Consider the following 15,390-nt stretch of genomic DNA (forward strand, 5'->3'; position numbering starts at 1 on the left):
ATGCCTGGCCATTTGGAAAAGTGGTGGAGCCAGGGAGGATCGAACTCCCGACCTCGTCATTGCGAACGACGCGCTCTCCCAGCTGAGCTATGGCCCCACGGCAGGCGGCATTATACGGATGTCGTTGCGTTGTCGCCAGTCGTCAACAAGGGGCCCAGCGTCGGCTCCAGCACGGCACGTCGCCAGCCGCCGAGGGCGCTGGGCCACTCCCCGGTGTCCATCAGCGCTTCCAGCCACCGGCGCGACGCGAGCACCCCGTCAGGCAAGTCCAGTTCGCGGCTACGCGCGGCCACCGCGTCCTGCAGGCGACGCAGCAGATGCTTGTCGCGGGTTTCCGCCTGGCGCGCATCGGGCGCTTGCGCCTCGTCGGCCAGCGGCGTCTGCAACGCCTGCCAGACGGCATCGGCCAGTTTGCGCGGCGCCTTGGGCTGGCTGTCGAACACGCGCAGCAGTCCGCCAAGGTCGATGGGCGGATTGCGCGCCAGGTTGACTGCCAGTTCGTTGTCCAGGATCCAGGTGCGCGGGCGGTCGTGGGTGCGTGCGTACTGGTCGCGCCAACGCAGCAGTCGCAGCAGGCGTCGTTGCACATCGGGCTCAAGGAAGCCGGCACTGCGCAGCGACAGGTGCGGCCAGCGCTCCGGGCCTTCGGCCATGGCGTTGGCCAGGGTTCGGGCCGCGTCTTCTTCCAGCCATGCCAGGCGCCCCGTGCGCTGCAACTGGTCGGCCAGCACGTCATGCATCTCGAACAGGTGGCGCACGTCGTCGGCGGCATACTCCAACTGGGCCGCCGACAATGGGCGCCGCAACCAGTCCGACCGCGTCTCGCCCTTGGCCAGGGCGGTGCCCGTCAACTGTTCCACCAGCTTCTGGTAGCCCACTCCGCTGCCGATACCCGCCATCGCCGCGGCCGCCTGCGTGTCGAACAAGGGGGTCGGCACGACCCCGCAGGTGTGCCGGAAGGCCACGAGGTCCTCGCTGGGGCTGTGCATCACCTTGAGGATGCGGGTGTCGGCCAGGATGCCGGTCAGTGCCTCGGCCATCCCCGGGACCAGTGGGTCGACCAGCAGGATGTCGTCCGGGGCCAGGCTGCCACGGCCCGTGTCCAGCGCGATCTGCACCAGCGCCAGTTGCGGCCAGAAGGTGCGCTCGCGGATGAACTCGGTGTCCAGCCCGATGCGGCCCGGGCGTTGGGCAAAGTGCGCCTGCAGCGCGGCGGGGTCGTTGATCCAGATGGGCACGGGGCGGTCGTTCACGCAATCGGGTTGCCGGGGCGGGCGACAATAGCCTACTTTCAGCCGGGCCGGCATGTGGCGCGGCCGGGCAGGAGAGGGCAATTGCGGGGATTCGTGGTGGTGGGCATGGTGGCGACGCTGTTGCTGGCGGGGTGTTCCCGCGAGCAGGGTGACGGCCATGGACGTGCCGCTGATTCGCCCGCCAAGGGCCCCCATCCCCTGGTCACCGTCAGCGAGGACCAGGCCGTGTCGCCGGTGGGGCCGTGGCATCCGGCCGCCGTGGAGGTGACCGACGCCAATGCAGCGTCGCTGGCGAAGCAGGCTGAAGCGGCCCTTGGCGAGGGCAACCTGTATGCCGATTCGCATAGCGCACTGCCGATCCTGCTTGCCCTGGCCCGGCATGCCCCCAGCGACAACGCGGTCGCCGCAGCACTGTCGCGGGCGACCCGCGCGCTGCTGCAGCAGGGCGACACGGCCCTTGCCGCGATCGATTCCGACCCTGACGCACTGCGTGGCGCCCACGAGGTGGCCGCCGTGGCGCGCAGCATCGCGCCCGCCGACGAGGCGGTGCAGGCGTACCTCGGTCGGGTGGACCGTGCAGAAGCGGCCGCCAACGCCAACCGCAGCGGTGAACGCGCACTGGTTGCGGGCGAGGTGGGAGAGGATGGCAAGGCTGGAGCGCTGCAGCAGTTCCGGCAGGCGTTGCAGTGGCGCCCCGGCGACGCCCGCGCCCAGCAGGGACTCGCGGCCGCCGAAAGCCAGTTGATCCGGCGCGCTGAGCAGGCGGCGGAGAAACATGACTATGCCGCCGCGGAGCGCTGGCTCGGATCCGCCGGCAAGGTGCGCGGCGACCTGGGCACCGTTGACCATGCCCGCGCCCAGATCGCCCAGCGGCGCGCGGCACGCATTCGCGAGCTGCGCGACCTCGCCATCGCCGCATTGGCCAAGGAGGATGGCCTGGACGTGGCGCGGGGCCACCTGGCGTCGCTGCTGCGCATCGCGCCCAGTGGCGATCCCGCCGCCGTCGAGTTGCGCCAGCGGATCGAACTGGCTTCGCACTACGGCATGTTCCGTCCCGGGCAGGTGTTCACCGAGGCGCTGCGCAACGGCGGCCGCGGCCCGCAGATGGTCGTGGTGCCGCACGGCGCCTTCCGCATGGGCGCTGCCGAAGGTGAGCCCGATGCCACCGATGCCGAATACCCCGCCCGCAACATCCGCTTTGATCGTGGCGTCGCCTTGGCCCGCACCGAGGTCACCGTCGACGAGTTCGGTCGTTTCGTGGCGGCCACCGGCTACCGTTCGCGCGCCGAGCGCCGAGGCTATTCCACCGCCTACGACGAGCGCAGCGGCAACCTGGTGCGCCGGAGCAGGGTGGACTGGCGCTCGGACTACGCGGGCAAGCCCGCGGCCGGGCACATGCCGGTGCTGCACGTGAGCTGGCAGGACGCGCACGCCTACGCCGAGTGGCTGGCCGAGCAGACCGGCCAGCGCTATCGCCTGCCCAGCGAAGCCGAGTTCGAATACGCGTTGCGGGCGACCAGCGTGTCGCGTTTCCCGTGGCCGGGCGAGGTCCCTCCGCCGGGGGCAGGCAATTTCACCGGCGGCAAGGACGAATCGCCCAGCGGCAGGAAGTGGCGCAACGCCTTCAAGGGGTACGGCGACGATGCCTGGGGACCGGCGCTGGTTGGTGGTTATTCAGCGAATGCATTCGGCCTTCACGACCTTGCCGGCAATGTAAGCGAGTGGGTGGCGGACTGCTGGCACGACACCTACCGCCGCGCACCCGACGATGGCCAGGCCTGGGTGAACCCGGGGTGTCGCGCGGCGGTGGTACGGGGTGGCTCCTGGGCCAGCTCGCCCGCGCAGACCCGGTCCGCATGGCGGCTGGGCAGCGACCGTAACACCACCAATGCCCGTGTTGGCTTCAGGGTCGCGCGGGAGATCTGATCTCCGGGAGCGTGTGGCATGAGGATTGACCCCTTGGGCGGACAGCGCCAGTCAGGACGGCAGCGGCGCGGTGGCGGCATCCGCTGGTGGATCCTGGTTCTGTTCGCCGGTTACGCGGCGTGGCAATGGTTCGGCAATGCCGAGGTCGACCCCTACACCGGGGAGAGGGCGCACTACGGCGTGTCGGAGAAGGAAGAGGTCCAGCTGGGCGCACAGGCCTTCCAGGAGGTCCTGGGCGAAGCACAGGCGCAAGGTGCCTTGTTGCCGCCCGATGCCGAAGTCAGCCAGCAGATCCGCACCATCGCGCAGCGGCTGGTGAGCCGCGTGCCGCAGGTCACGGCCGACATGGCGGCGGCCAACCAGCAGGCCGTGCCGACCTCGCACCAGGGTTTCCAATGGGACGTGGCCGTGATCCAGTCCGACCAGGCCAATGCCTTCTGCCTGCCCGGCGGCAAGATGGCGGTGTACACCGGCCTGATCCCGGTGGCCCAGAGCCAGGACGCCATGGCGGTGGTGATGGGCCATGAAATCGCCCATGCCCTGCTGCGCCATGGCTCGCAACGCATGGCACAGCAGAAACTGGTGCAGATGGGGCAGATGGCGACCAGCGCGGCGATCGGGAACATGGACCCGCAGCAGCAGCAGTCGCTGATGGCGGTGTTTGGTGCCGGTGCGGAGTACGGCCTCATCCTGCCTTACGGGCGCAACCACGAAACCCAGGCGGACGAGGTGGGCCTGATGCTGGCCGCGGCGGCGTGTTACGACCCGCAGCAGGCCATCCCGCTGTGGGAGCGCATGTCCGCACTCGGCAGTGGCGAACGACCCTCCGAATTCGCCTCCACCCACCCCGATCCGGCCAACCGCATCCAGCACCTGCAATCGCTGATGCCGCAGGCGCTGGCCTTCCGCGCCAAGTACTGCCAGTAGGGCGCTCCCGCCATGCATTGGCCTGCAGGGCGGTGTGCCCGTCGCAGCCGATACCGGAAACGTCCAACGGATGGCGTTTCAGGATCGCATCGGAGCCGGAAGCAGGAAGCCGGCGCTGGGCCGGCTTCGGTGTACGTACTGGCGGTGTCGGGTTGCGCGGGACTCAGCGCCCGCGCTTGCTGTCCGCGGGCGGCTTGCGCGCGGGGCCGGCGGGAGTGCCCACGCTGCCCGTAAGGTTCTGCTGGAAATCCTTCCACATGGCCAGGTTGCGTTCGGTCAGCTGGTTCATCAACGACCACGGTGTCTGGCCCAGTACCCCGCCCACCTGGCTGCGGAATTGCTGCTGCTGGTCCAGGAATACCTGCATCGAGCGTTCCAGGTAACTGCCCATGAAGCCCTGCAGCGAATCGCCGTAGAAGCGGATGATCTGGCTCAGCAGTTGCGTGGAGAGCACAGGCTCACCGTCCTGCTCGTGCTCGGCGATGATCTGCAACAGCACCTGGCGGGTCAGGTCATCGCCGGATCGCGCATCGCGCACCTCGAAATCCTCGCCATCGACGATGAGCTGGCGCACGTCCTCGATGGTGATGTAGCTCGAGATCTCGGTGTCGTAGAGACGACGATTCGGGTACTTCTTGATGACGCGGGTCGAGGCCATCGAGCGGAAACTCTAAATCGTGATGCCCTGCAGCATGGCGCAGCACGCGTGGCCTTGCAACTGGCCGCCGGGACGGTGGCCGCCGCCACGGAAATGACGCGGCCGGCATCGGGTGCCGGCCGCGGTCCGCCCTGGTCCGGTGCCGGGCACCGGTCGTCCCCCGTGGCGGCTTACCAGCCCATGTGGTGGCCGCCATTGATGTCGAGGTTGCTGCCGGTGATCCAGCCGGCCTCCTCGGCGGCCAGGAAGCCCACGCCGTAGGCGATCTCCTCCGGGGTGCCCAGCCGTCCAGTCGGTATGTCGGCCACGATCTTCGCACGCACGTCCTCGGGCACGGCCATCACCATGTCCGTGGCGATGTAGCCGGGGGAAATGGTGTTGACCGTGATGCCCAGCTTGGCGCTCTCGCGCGCGAGTGAAATGGTGAAGCCGTGCATGCCGGCCTTCGCCGCGGCGTAGTTGGCCTGGCCATACTGGCCCTTCAGCCCGTTGATCGAACTGATCTGGATGATGCGGCCCCACTTGCGGTCGCGCATGCCCTCGATCACCGGGCGCGTCACGTTGAACACGGAGTTGAGGTTGGTGTTGATCACCTCGGTCCACTGTTCGGGCTTCATCCGGTGGAACGTACCATCGCGGGTGATGCCCGCGTTGTTGACCAGGATGTCCACCGGGCCGAGTTTCTGCTCGATCTCGTGCACCATCGCCGCGGCGTCCGCGGGTGATGTCACGTCACCTTTCACCAGCGTCACGTCATAGCCGTCGGCCTTCATCCGATCCTGCCAGGCCTTGGCTTTTTCCTCGTTGCGGTAGTTGGTGGCCACCTTGTGGCCCATGTCCGCCAACTTCTTCACGATGGCGGTGCCAATCCCGCCCGTGCCTCCGGTCACCAGTGCAACGCGCGCTTGCATGCCTTTCCTCCTGGCCGCGACCATGCGGCTGCGCCTCGATACTAGCCCCGAGTCGTGAAATTTTGATGTTGCATTGCGGCGACTTTGGTCGCGGCCCCGGCGGGGATGCGGCGCGGATCGAAATGCGTGCGCGCCGCAGCCAGCATCGTTGGCACGTCGGCCGCCGCGGAAAGCGCGTGCGGCGGTTGGCCGAGTGCGGCCCAGGCCCCGCGCAGTGCGGGCAGGGGATCGGCAGGATCCACCGGATGCGCCGCATCGGACTTGGACAGCTTCCGGCCGTGGGCATCCAACACCAGCGGCAGGTGGGCATAGCGGGGCCGCGGCAGGCCGAGCGCCTGCTGCAACAGGATCTGCCGCGGCGTGGAATCGAGCAGGTCGGCCCCGCGGACCACGTCGGTGATGCCCTGTTCGGCGTCGTCCACCACCACGGCCAACTGGTAGGCCCAGCAGTCGTCGGCGCGCCGCAACACGAAGTCGCCTACTTCGCGGGCCACATCCTGCCGTTGCGGCCCCTGGATCGCATCGTCGAAGGCGATGACGGCCGTGTCGGGCACGCGCAGCCGCACGGCAGGATCCGCACGGGGTGCGGTGGCCACGCAGGTCCGGTGGATGCCCCGCGTGGCGCCCAGCGCGGCGCGGCTGCAGTGGCAGACGAAGGCCTGTCCGCTGGCCAGCAACCGGTCCAGCGCGGCCTGGTACAACGCGCCGCGCTGGCTCTGGAACACCACGGTCCTGTCCGGATGCAGCCCGAACGCCGCCAGGGCCGCCAACTGCCGGCGGGCGGCCCCCGGCACCTCGCGCGGCGCGTCCACGTCCTCCATGCGCACCAGCCATTCGCCCCCCGCATGCCGCGCCAGCAGCCAGCTGCCAAAGGCAGCCAGCAGGGAGCCGGCGTGCAGGTCGCCGGTCGGCGACGGGGCGAAGCGCCCTCGATACGGGGTGGCGGGGGCGGGCGTGCTCACGCGGGCAGGTGCGGCGACGGAAGCGGCAAAGCGGGCGGGTTCACTTGAAATCCATGCGAGACTGCCACACTTTTGCCATAGCCGCGCATGGTGCGCGACAGGATTGCAAGCATGTTCAAGCGGATCGTACTTTTCCTCGCCACCAATCTCGCGGTGCTGGCGTTGCTGAGCATCGTCATGTCGGTGCTGCAGAACGTGTTCGGCGTGACGCTGGGCAACGATGGCGCGCTGCTGGTGATGGCCACGGTGTTCGGCTTTGGCGGTTCGCTGATCTCGCTGATGATGTCCAAGTGGGTGGCCAAGCGCGGCACGGGCGCGCACGTGATCGAGCAGCCGGGCAACGAGGCCGAACAATGGCTGGTCAGCACGGTGCGTCGCCAGGCCGAGGCCGCCGGCATCAAGATGCCGGAAGTGGCCATCTATGACGCGCCGGAGATCAATGCATTCGCCACCGGCCCCAGCCGCAACAACTCGCTGGTCGCGGTGTCCACCGGCCTGCTGCGCGCCATGAACCGTGACGAGGCAGAGGCGGTGCTGGCCCACGAGGTCAGCCACGTGGCCAACGGCGACATGGTGACCATGGCATTGGTGCAGGGCGTGCTCAACACCTTCGTCATCGTGCTGGCCCGCGTGGTCGGTCGCGTGGTGGACGGCTACCTCAACGGCAACCGCGGCGAGGGCCCTGGCATTGGCTACTACGTGACCGTGTTCGTGCTGGAGATGGTGTTTGGCCTGTTCGCCAGCATGATCGCGATGTGGTTCTCGCGTTACCGCGAGTTTCGCGCCGACGCCGGTGGCGCCAACCTGGCCGGTCGCCAGAAGATGATCGCCGCGCTGGAGCGCCTGTCGCAGACCTACGGGGAAAACACCCTGCCCAAGCAGGTGGCGGCGTTTGGCATCAGTGGGGCCGTCGGCCACGGCCTGCGCAAACTGCTGATGAGCCACCCCCCGCTGGCCGAGCGCATCGAAGCGCTGCGCAATGCGCCTGTCCAGCCCGTGCGCACCACCGTGGTCAGTTAAGCCCCGGTACCCGCGCGGCATGGAAGAAGCCCGCCAAAAGGCGGGCTTCTTCGTTTTCGCTGGTTTGGGCGCTCGTCGGGCCGCAGCGGTTTCAGGCCCGGAGGGTGGCGCGATCGGTGGAGATTGGCGCCCGGCCTCAGAACTCGTAGTCCATGCTCGTGCTGGCCGTGGCCAGGAAGTGGCCCTGAGCATAGTCCACCCCGGCGCCAAACAGGATGGACATGCTGCCGGCGTCCTGCACGAACTCGGCAATGGTCATCTTGCCCAGTTCGCGCGCCTTTGCGGCCATCTCGCGGACCCGGGCCTGGTGGTCGGCGTTGCCCGACAGGTCCTCCATGAACGCGCGGTCGAACTTGAGCACGGATGCATCGAAGTGGCTGAGCATCTGGAACGAGTTGAGGCCGCTGCCAAACTGCTCCAGGCAGACCCGCACGCCCAGCCGCGCCAGCCGCGCCTGGAAGGCCTGGGCGGCCCGCAGGTGGGTGAACACCTTCGACTCGGGGATCTCGACGATCAGCAGGCGACCGTCAGTGCCGTGCGCGGACAACTGCTCCTCGATGTGCCGGGCCAGCGCGTCGTCCTGCAGCGAGTGCTCGGTCACCTTCACCAGCAGGGTGGTCTCGTGGCCGGCTCGTGCGCGCTCACTGATCAGGCTGATGGCATTGCCGACGACCCAGTGGTCGATTTCCCGCATCAGGCCGTTGTCTTCGGCGATCTGCAGGAAGGTCAGCGGTTGCACGATCTCGCCGTGCTCGCCACGCAAGCGCAGGAAGGCCTGATACATCTCGCGCGGCTCGCCGTGCAGGCCGATCAATGGCTGGAAATGCATCAGCAGGCCGTTCTTGTCCAGCGCGTCGCGGATGCGCTGGACCCATGCAGCCATCCGTTCCTGTTCGGCGCGGTCAACCGCTCCCGGATCGAACAGGTCTACCCGGTTGCCGCCCACGCCGATGGCGGACTGCACGCTGGCGGCGGCCTTGCCGAGCACGGCGGTCATGCTGGCGATGCGCTGGCTGATTTGCACGCCGCCGACGCTGACGGTGATGTTGAGGGAGCCGTCGCCAACCTCCAGCACCGCATCGGCAAAGGCGGCGCGCAGCTGTTCGGCAAGCGCCACGGTCGCCGCGTGGTCGGCGCCGGGGCGCAGTACGGCAAACTGGTGCTCGCCAAAGCGGGCAGCGACGTCTTCCGGGCCAAGTGCCCGGTGCAGACGTTCCGCGCAGGCCGCGATCAGGTCGTCCGCGGCACCCAGGCCGATTTCCTGCACCAGCCGTGCGTAGTGATCGGGTTCCACCAGCAGCAGGCCATGCTGGGTGGCATTTTGCGCGGCGTCAGCGACCGTATCTTCCAGCTTGCGCAGGAAAGTCTGGCGATTGAGCAGGCCGGTGACCTGATCGCGCTGGCGCAGCTCTTCCAACAGTGTTTCGTCCACCATGCCGGTGTCCTGCCGGCGCAGGATCAGCTGCTGGCAGGGCTCGCCCTCATAGGTGGCGGCGGTGAACTCCATCACTGCGGGAAATCGGGCCCCGTCCAATGTCTGCGCTTGTATCTCGTGCCGCGGCGGCGGCGGCTCACCCTTGGACAGCGACTTGAGCAGCGTTTTGAAACCGTCCACGTACTGGGGCGCCACCAGGTCCAGCAGCGACATACCCTCGATGTCCTCGAAGGTGTCGAAGTCGAACATCTCCAGATAGGCCGAATTGGCCCGGATGTGCATGCCTTCGTGGATGTACGCGATGGGGTCGCGGGAGGACTCGATCAGCGCGTCGCAGCGACGCTCGGTTTCGCGTACGTGGTTTTCCAGTCGGCGCAGGGAGCGCCGCGCCTCGAGGTCGGTCCAGCGGGCGCGCACCACGTACTCGATCTGCGCTGGGCGGTCGCGCACGACCACGCCGCAGGCGCCCAGGTCGGTGGCCTCCTGCAGCCTGGCGTCGTCGATGGTGCCGAACAGCACGATCAGCGGAAGGTCCTTGCCGGTGGCGTCCACCAGCACGCCCACGCGCGCCAACGGGATGCCGCGGGCGGCATGGTCGGCGATGATCAGGTCCGGCGTCTGGCCATCGAGCAGCGCCTTCAACTCGTCTTCGTTTTCCGGGCGAGTGGGGCGCACGGCGATGCCGGCATTGCGCAACCCACTGACAATGGCTTCCGCGGCTTCGACGCTGTCGTCGACGATGAGCAGGCGCAGGGCTTTGTCTTTGCCTATTTGCATGGCGATGTCCATGGGGTTTTGTTATGCCACGAAGGGCGGCGGGCGTCCATCCGGCATTCCCGGGGCTCCGGGTGCGTCCGCGGATTCGCGCGGGCGGCTGGCCTGCTCAGAGGGGGCGCTTGCCGGGGTCGCCGGCCACTTCGCGCACCAGTCGCGGTACCAGGTAGCCGGACAGTCGCTTGGCCAGGCCCGCATGCAGTGCGCGCGCCCGGTCGTCGTCGACTTCGAAGTGGGCGGCGCCCTGGACCCGGTCCAACTGGTGCAGGTAGTAGGGCAACACGCCCGCGGCCATGCCCCGCTCGCTGAGGTCGGCCAGTGCGTCGACTGAATCGTTGACCCCGCGCAGCAGCACCGCCTGGTTCAGCAGGTGCGCGCCAGTGGCGCGCAGGTGGCCCAGTGCGGCATCAACCTGGCCGTCGAACTCGTTGGCGTGGTTGGCGTGCAGCACCACCGTCACCGGCCAGGGCAGGGCATCCAGCCAGGCCAGCAAGGCCTCGTCCACGCGTTGGGGCAGCACGACCGGCAACCGGGTGTGGATGCGCAGGCGCCGTACATGTGGCACCGTCGCCAGCGCGTCGGTCAGTTCGGCCAGCTTGTGGGTGGCCAGCGACCATGGGTCTCCGCCGGACAAGATGACCTCGTGGAGGGAGGCATCGGCGCGGATCAGGTCGATGGCACCCTGCCAACCGCCTGCGGCCGCGGTCTCTTCGGCATAGGGGAAGTGGCGGCGGAAGCAATAGCGGCAGTTGATCGCGCAACTGCCGGTGGTGACCAGCAGGGCGCGGCCGTTGTACTTGCGGATCACCCCGTCGCCGGCCTTGGCGGCGCCGTCGCCCACCGCATCCAGGCTGAAGCCGGGCATCGGTCGCATCTCGGCGTCCAAGGGCAGGACCTGGCGCAGCAGCGGGTCGCCGGGGTCGCCGTGGCGCATCCGTGCCACGAAGCCGCGCGGTACCCGCAGCGGGAACTGTGCGGCGGCATCGACCGACAGGTCGGGCACCTGATCCTCCAACCCCAGCAGCGTCAACAGCTCGCGCGGGTCGCGCACGGCGTCGCGCCACAGCTGTTGCCAACCGGGGGGCGTGAAAGGGACAGGCTGCATGGGGAGGGGGGCAGCGGGTATCATGGCCTACTGTTTTCGCGCCGAATGGGCCCTGGTGGGCGACGGCGCGGACCGACATTCTAGCCGGCTCCGGCGTTGCGCGCCGTGGCGGCAGCCCATTCCAGACAAAAAAATAGCACCCAGGAGTTGCACCATGGCCAGCCTTGGCATGAACGACGTGAAGAACGGTCAGAAGATCCTCGTCAACAATGACCCGTGCGTCATCACCGAGACCGAATACGTCAAGCCGGGCAAGGGCCAGGCCTTCACCCGCGTGAAGTACCGCAACATCAAGAACGGCCGCGTGCAGGAAATCACCATGAAGGCGACCGACTCGCTGGAAGTGGCGGACGTGGTCGATACCGACATGCAGTACCTCTACGCCGATGGCGAATACTGGCACTTCATGAACCAGGAGAGCTTCGAGCAGGTGCAGGCCGACAAGGCCGGCATGGGCGGCGCCGAGAAGTGGCTCAAGGGCGAGGAAGAGTGCGTGGTGACGCTGTGGAACGGCACCCCGATCGCCGTGCAGCCGCCGAACTTCGTGGAGCTCAAGATCACCGAGACCGATCCGGGCGTGAAGGGTGACACCGCCGGCACCGGCGGCAAGCCGGCCACCCTGGAAACCGGCGCCGTGGTCCGCGTGCCGCTGTTCGTGGGCACGGATGAAGTGATCAAGGTGGACACCCGCTCGGGCGAGTACGTCTCGCGCGTGAAGTAATGTCGCCGGGGGCGGCGTGCCGCCCCGGTGAATCCGCGCCGCCGCGACCGGGCGGCGCGATGCTGCCTGCCGCGTGGCCTGCACCCCGCTGTCATGCGCCCGGTGCAGCCTGCCGGAACACGGCCCTGACAGGAATGCCCGATGACGACCCATGCCGCCCCCGAAGCCTGTGACCTTCTGATCGAAGCCGGCTGGGTGGTGCCGGTCGTCCCGCACGGGGTGGTGCTGGAAGACCATGCGGTGGTGGTCACCGGTGGCGTGGTGCAGGCGGTACTGCCGCGCCCGCTGGCCCGCCAGCGCTTTTCCGCCCGCGAGGTCGTGTCCCGCCCGGACGGTGCGCTGATCCCCGGGTTGGTGAATGCCCACACCCACAACCCGATGACGCTGCTGCGCGGCGTGGCCGACGACCTGCCGCTGATGCAGTGGCTGCAGGGCCACATCTGGCCGATCGAGGCCGAGGTGATCGGGCCGGAGTTCGTGGCCGACGGCGTCAGCCTGGCCATCGCCGAGATGCTGCGCGGTGGCACTACCTGCGCCAATGAGAACTATTTCTTCCCCGACGTGCAGGCCGCGGTGTACAAGCGCCACGGTTTCCGCGCCGTGGTGGGTCTGCCGGTGATCGACTTCCCCACCGCATGGGCGCGCACCTCGGACGAGTACTTCGACAAGGCCGCCGAAGTGCATGACCAGTGGCGCGACGATGCGCTGGTCGCCACCGCCTTCGCCCCGCATGCGCCGTACACGGTGTCGGACGCCAACTTCGAGCGCATCCGCATGCTGGCGGACCAGTTGGACGTGCCGGTGCATTGCCATGTGCACGAGACCGCGCACGAGACCGAAGAGTCGCAGGAAAAGCACGGCCAGCGCCCCTTGGCACGGCTGGACCGCCTGGGCCTGGTCAACGACCGCCTGATCGCCGTGCACATGACCCAGCTGACCGATGCCGAGATCGCGCTGTGCGCCGAGCGCGGCGTCAGCGTGGTGCATTGCCCCGAATCCAACCTCAAGCTCGCCTCGGGTTTCTGTCCGGTGGGCAAGCTGCAGCAGGCCGGCGTCAACTTCGCCATCGGCACCGACGGCTGTGCCAGCAACAACGACCTCGACATGTTCGGCGAGACGCGCACCGCGGCGCTGCTGGCCAAGGCCGTGGCCAATGACGCCTCCGCGCTGGATGCGGCCAGCGCGCTGCACGCCGCCACCCTGGGCGGTGCGAAGGCGCTGGGCCTGGACCAGCGCGTGGGCAGCATCGAGGCCGGCAAGCACGCCGACCTGGCCATGGTCGACCTGGGCCAGCTGGAAACCCAGCCGCTGCACCACGTGATTTCGCAGCTGGTGTACGCCGCGGGCCGCCAGCAGGTCAGCGACGTGTGGATTGGCGGCAAGGCCAAGCTGCGCCAGCGCGAGCTGGTCGGCATCGACCTGGCCGAACTCATCGCCAACGCCCGCCAGTGGCGCGCGCGCATCGCCTCCATCCGGATCTCCTGATGACCACGCAGACCGAGTCGCACGACACCAATTTCAACCAGGCCGAGCTGGACAAGTTCGGTGCGCTGGCCAACCGCTGGTGGGACCCCAACGGCCCGCAGAAAGCGCTGCATGCGTTGAATCCGGCGCGTCTGGCGTACGTGGCCGGCCGCATCACGTTGCGTAACGCGGAGGTGCTGGACGTGGGCTGCGGCGGCGGCCTGCTGAGCGAAGCTCTGGCCCATGAAGGTGCGCACGTCACCGCCCTCGACCTGTCGCCCGAGCTGGTCAAGGTGGCGCGCCTGCACGGCCTGGAATCAGGGCTGAAGGTGGATTACCGCGTGCAGTCGGTGGAGTCGCTGGCGGTGGAGAAGGCCGGCCACTTCGATGCCATCACCTGCATGGAGATGCTGGAACACGTGCCCGATCCGGCCGCCATCATCCACGCCTGCGCCACGCTGCTGAAGCCGGGTGCCAAGCTGTTCCTGTCCACGCTCAACCGCACGCCGGCCGCATTCGCGCTGGCCATCGTCGGCGCCGAGTACGTCGCGCGGCTGTTGCCCAAGGGCACCCACCAGTACCGCGATTTCATCAAGCCGTCCGAACTGGCGGCATGGCTGCGCGCCGCCGGCCTGCAACTGGAGGATGTGAGCGGCCTGATGTACGAGCCTTGGCGCAACGCCGCGCGCATCATCAGCCGCACTGATATCAACTACCTGGCCTGCGCGGCGAAGCCGGCATGAACCACGCGTGTTTCCCCAAGGCGGTGCTGTTCGACCTGGACGGCACGCTGCTGGACAGTGCCCCGGACATGCTCGCCGCCACCAATGTGATGCTGGCCGCGCGCGGGCGGGCTCCAATGACGCTCGATGCCTTGCGTCCGCATGTATCGAAGGGTGCGCGCGCGATGATCGGCGCTGCGTTTCCTGATGTTGATGTGGCCGAACGCGAGGGCTGGGTGCCGGAGTTCCTGGAGCACTACGGCAGCGAACTGGGCCGCCATGGCGCGCCATTCGACGGAATCGAAGCGATGCTGACGACCCTGGAAGCCGCCGGCTGCATCTGGGGCATTGTCACCAACAAGCCCGAGTATCTGGCGGCGCAATTGGTGCCGCTGCTGGGTTGGGAAGACCGCTGCGCAGTACTCATCGGTGGCGATACGCTGCCGGTGCGCAAGCCCGACCCGTTGCCGTTGCTGGTCGCGGCCGAGCGAATCGGCATCGCAGCCACGGATTGCGTGTACGTGGGGGATGACGAGCGCGACATCGTCGCGGCCCGCGCGGCGGGCATGCCGTCGGTGGTGGCGTTGTGGGGCTACCGCTTGCCCGGCGACCAACCCGCCGACTGGCGCGGCGACACGATGGTCGAACAGCCCGACATGCTGTGCGACGCCCAACGATGGCCGTCGCCGTGACGAACCCGTCGGACAACCCCTCACTGCCGGACAACGCCGCGGCGCCCGACAGCTTCATCGACAAGTGGCTGGCGCGATGGCCCGAATGGTCCGTCGCGCAGGTATTCATTCCGCCCCTGCAGCGAGGGATGTGGCTGGCCTGGGCCGCCCTGCAGCAGGAACTGACCGACGCGGCGTGGGGGGGCGGGGATGCCCGTCCCGGCGAGGCCAAACTGGGCTGGTGGCAGGAGGAACTGGAGGGGTGGAGCAGAGGCGTGCGCCGCCACCCGCTGGGGCAGGTCCTGCAGGGGCTGCCCGGTGACTGGCTGAGTTTGGCGCGCATGCTGCCAGCCTTGCGCGACGGCCGGGAGCAGCCCACGGATGCCGCGCACGCATGGCGCCAGGTGGAGACGGTGGCGCAGGCATTCGCCCGGGTCGATGTCATGCTGCAGAACGGTTCGGCCGGGTTGTCGCAGGCCCCTGCCGCCGGTTTCGTGGCCCCCGTCAGCCTGCAGTTGCTGCACGCGCGGCTGCTGGCGGCAGGCGAGATGGCGGTGCCGTTGCAGGAACTGTCCCGGGCCGGGCAGGGCGATGCGACCCGGACGTGGGCGCAGCACCTGGCTCAACGTTCAGCGCAGAACGCGCCTGGGGTAGCAGGATCGCTCCGCGACGTCGCGCCAGACGCGCAGGCAGGCCTGCCGCGGTTCCGTCGGGTGATGGCGGCGCTGGCCCAGCACCGCCTCAGGCAGGGCGATGCCGCCCGGCCACTGCCCGCCTGGCGCGCATTGCTGGTGGCGTGGCGGGCCGCACGGAACTGATCGTTCCGACCGCGTTCGCGGTA

14 protein-coding genes and 1 tRNA gene are annotated in these 15,390 nt (G+C 68.6%); 8 read left to right on the forward strand and 7 right to left on the reverse strand.

Going from position 1 to position 15,390, the window contains the following annotated elements; all coding sequences use genetic code 11:
* Positions 1-21: 21 nt before the first annotated feature.
* Positions 22-97, reverse strand: a tRNA-Ala gene (locus tag IP93_RS05860).
* A 13-nt stretch (positions 98-110) separates the two neighbouring features.
* Positions 111-1,238 (reverse strand): ribonuclease D, encoded by a 1,128-nt coding sequence (rnd, locus tag IP93_RS05865; protein ID WP_144813667.1) that lies wholly within the window; start codon positions 1,236-1,238, stop codon positions 111-113.
* 96 nt (positions 1,239-1,334) lie between these two features.
* On the opposite strand from rnd, the gene IP93_RS05870 reads away from it, so the two are divergent.
* Together IP93_RS05870 and IP93_RS05875 are read left to right on the forward strand one after the other, a co-directional pair.
* Positions 1,335-3,179, forward strand: a complete 1,845-nt coding sequence (locus IP93_RS05870; RefSeq protein WP_242006767.1) for a formylglycine-generating enzyme family protein — start codon at positions 1,335-1,337, stop codon at positions 3,177-3,179.
* An 18-nt stretch (positions 3,180-3,197) separates the two neighbouring features.
* Positions 3,198-4,106, forward strand: coding sequence for a M48 family metallopeptidase (locus tag IP93_RS05875; RefSeq protein ID WP_144813194.1), 909 nt, complete (start codon positions 3,198-3,200; stop codon positions 4,104-4,106).
* Between the two features lie 163 nt (positions 4,107-4,269).
* On the opposite strand, the gene phaR is transcribed toward IP93_RS05875, so the two are convergent.
* The 3 genes from phaR to gluQRS all read right to left on the reverse strand — a co-directional run bounded on the left by phaR (position 4,270) and on the right by gluQRS (position 6,637).
* Positions 4,270-4,764 (reverse strand): polyhydroxyalkanoate synthesis repressor PhaR, encoded by a 495-nt coding sequence (gene phaR, locus IP93_RS05880; protein ID WP_144813197.1) that lies wholly within the window; start codon positions 4,762-4,764, stop codon positions 4,270-4,272.
* Positions 4,765-4,934: 170 nt separating this feature from the next.
* The gene (gene phbB, locus IP93_RS05885) at positions 4,935-5,675 is read right to left on the reverse strand and encodes an acetoacetyl-CoA reductase (RefSeq protein ID WP_144813200.1); all 741 of its coding nucleotides are present in this window, start codon (positions 5,673-5,675) and stop codon (positions 4,935-4,937) included.
* Between the two features lie 41 nt (positions 5,676-5,716).
* Positions 5,717-6,637 carry a tRNA glutamyl-Q(34) synthetase GluQRS gene (gene gluQRS / locus IP93_RS05890; protein ID WP_144813203.1) on the reverse strand — a complete coding sequence of 307 codons (921 nt, stop codon included), beginning with the start codon at positions 6,635-6,637 and terminating at the stop codon, positions 5,717-5,719.
* A 111-nt stretch (positions 6,638-6,748) separates the two neighbouring features.
* On the opposite strand from gluQRS, the gene htpX reads away from it, so the two are divergent.
* Positions 6,749-7,657: a protease HtpX gene (htpX, locus tag IP93_RS05895; RefSeq protein ID WP_144813205.1), complete on the forward strand. Its 909-nt coding sequence runs from the start codon at positions 6,749-6,751 to the stop codon at positions 7,655-7,657.
* 136 nt (positions 7,658-7,793) lie between these two features.
* On the opposite strand, the gene IP93_RS05900 is transcribed toward htpX, so the two are convergent.
* Positions 7,794-9,869: an EAL domain-containing response regulator gene (locus IP93_RS05900; RefSeq protein ID WP_144813207.1), complete on the reverse strand. Its 2,076-nt coding sequence runs from the start codon at positions 9,867-9,869 to the stop codon at positions 7,794-7,796.
* 106 nt (positions 9,870-9,975) lie between these two features.
* On the reverse strand, positions 9,976-10,995 hold the full coding sequence (gene epmB / locus IP93_RS05905) for an EF-P beta-lysylation protein EpmB (RefSeq protein ID WP_144813209.1): 1,020 nt from the start codon (positions 10,993-10,995) through the stop codon (positions 9,976-9,978).
* 130 nt (positions 10,996-11,125) lie between these two features.
* Here epmB and efp point away from each other — a divergent pair, with 130 nt between their 5' ends.
* From efp to IP93_RS05930, 5 genes are all read left to right on the forward strand, one after another.
* Positions 11,126-11,692 (forward strand): elongation factor P, encoded by a 567-nt coding sequence (gene efp / locus IP93_RS05910; protein WP_144813212.1) that lies wholly within the window; start codon positions 11,126-11,128, stop codon positions 11,690-11,692.
* Positions 11,693-11,833: 141 nt separating this feature from the next.
* Positions 11,834-13,177 carry a TRZ/ATZ family hydrolase gene (locus IP93_RS05915; protein WP_144813214.1) on the forward strand — a complete coding sequence of 448 codons (1,344 nt, stop codon included), beginning with the start codon at positions 11,834-11,836 and terminating at the stop codon, positions 13,175-13,177.
* On the forward strand, positions 13,177-13,899 hold the full coding sequence (gene ubiG, locus IP93_RS05920) for a bifunctional 2-polyprenyl-6-hydroxyphenol methylase/3-demethylubiquinol 3-O-methyltransferase UbiG (protein WP_144813217.1): 723 nt from the start codon (positions 13,177-13,179) through the stop codon (positions 13,897-13,899). Before IP93_RS05915 ends, ubiG begins: the two co-directional genes overlap by 1 nt.
* Positions 13,896-14,570 carry a phosphoglycolate phosphatase gene (locus IP93_RS05925; protein ID WP_144813220.1) on the forward strand — a complete coding sequence of 225 codons (675 nt, stop codon included), beginning with the start codon at positions 13,896-13,898 and terminating at the stop codon, positions 14,568-14,570. The genes ubiG and IP93_RS05925 overlap by 4 nt, the downstream gene beginning before the upstream one ends.
* Positions 14,567-15,367, forward strand: a complete 801-nt coding sequence (locus IP93_RS05930; protein ID WP_158636280.1) for an isoprenoid biosynthesis enzyme family protein — start codon at positions 14,567-14,569, stop codon at positions 15,365-15,367. The genes IP93_RS05925 and IP93_RS05930 overlap by 4 nt, the downstream gene beginning before the upstream one ends.
* Positions 15,368-15,390 lie beyond the last annotated feature (23 nt).

The sequence above is a fragment of the Aerolutibacter ruishenii genome (genome assembly GCF_007830115.1).
GTDB classification, from domain to species: Bacteria; Pseudomonadota; Gammaproteobacteria; order Xanthomonadales; family Xanthomonadaceae; genus Aerolutibacter; species Aerolutibacter ruishenii.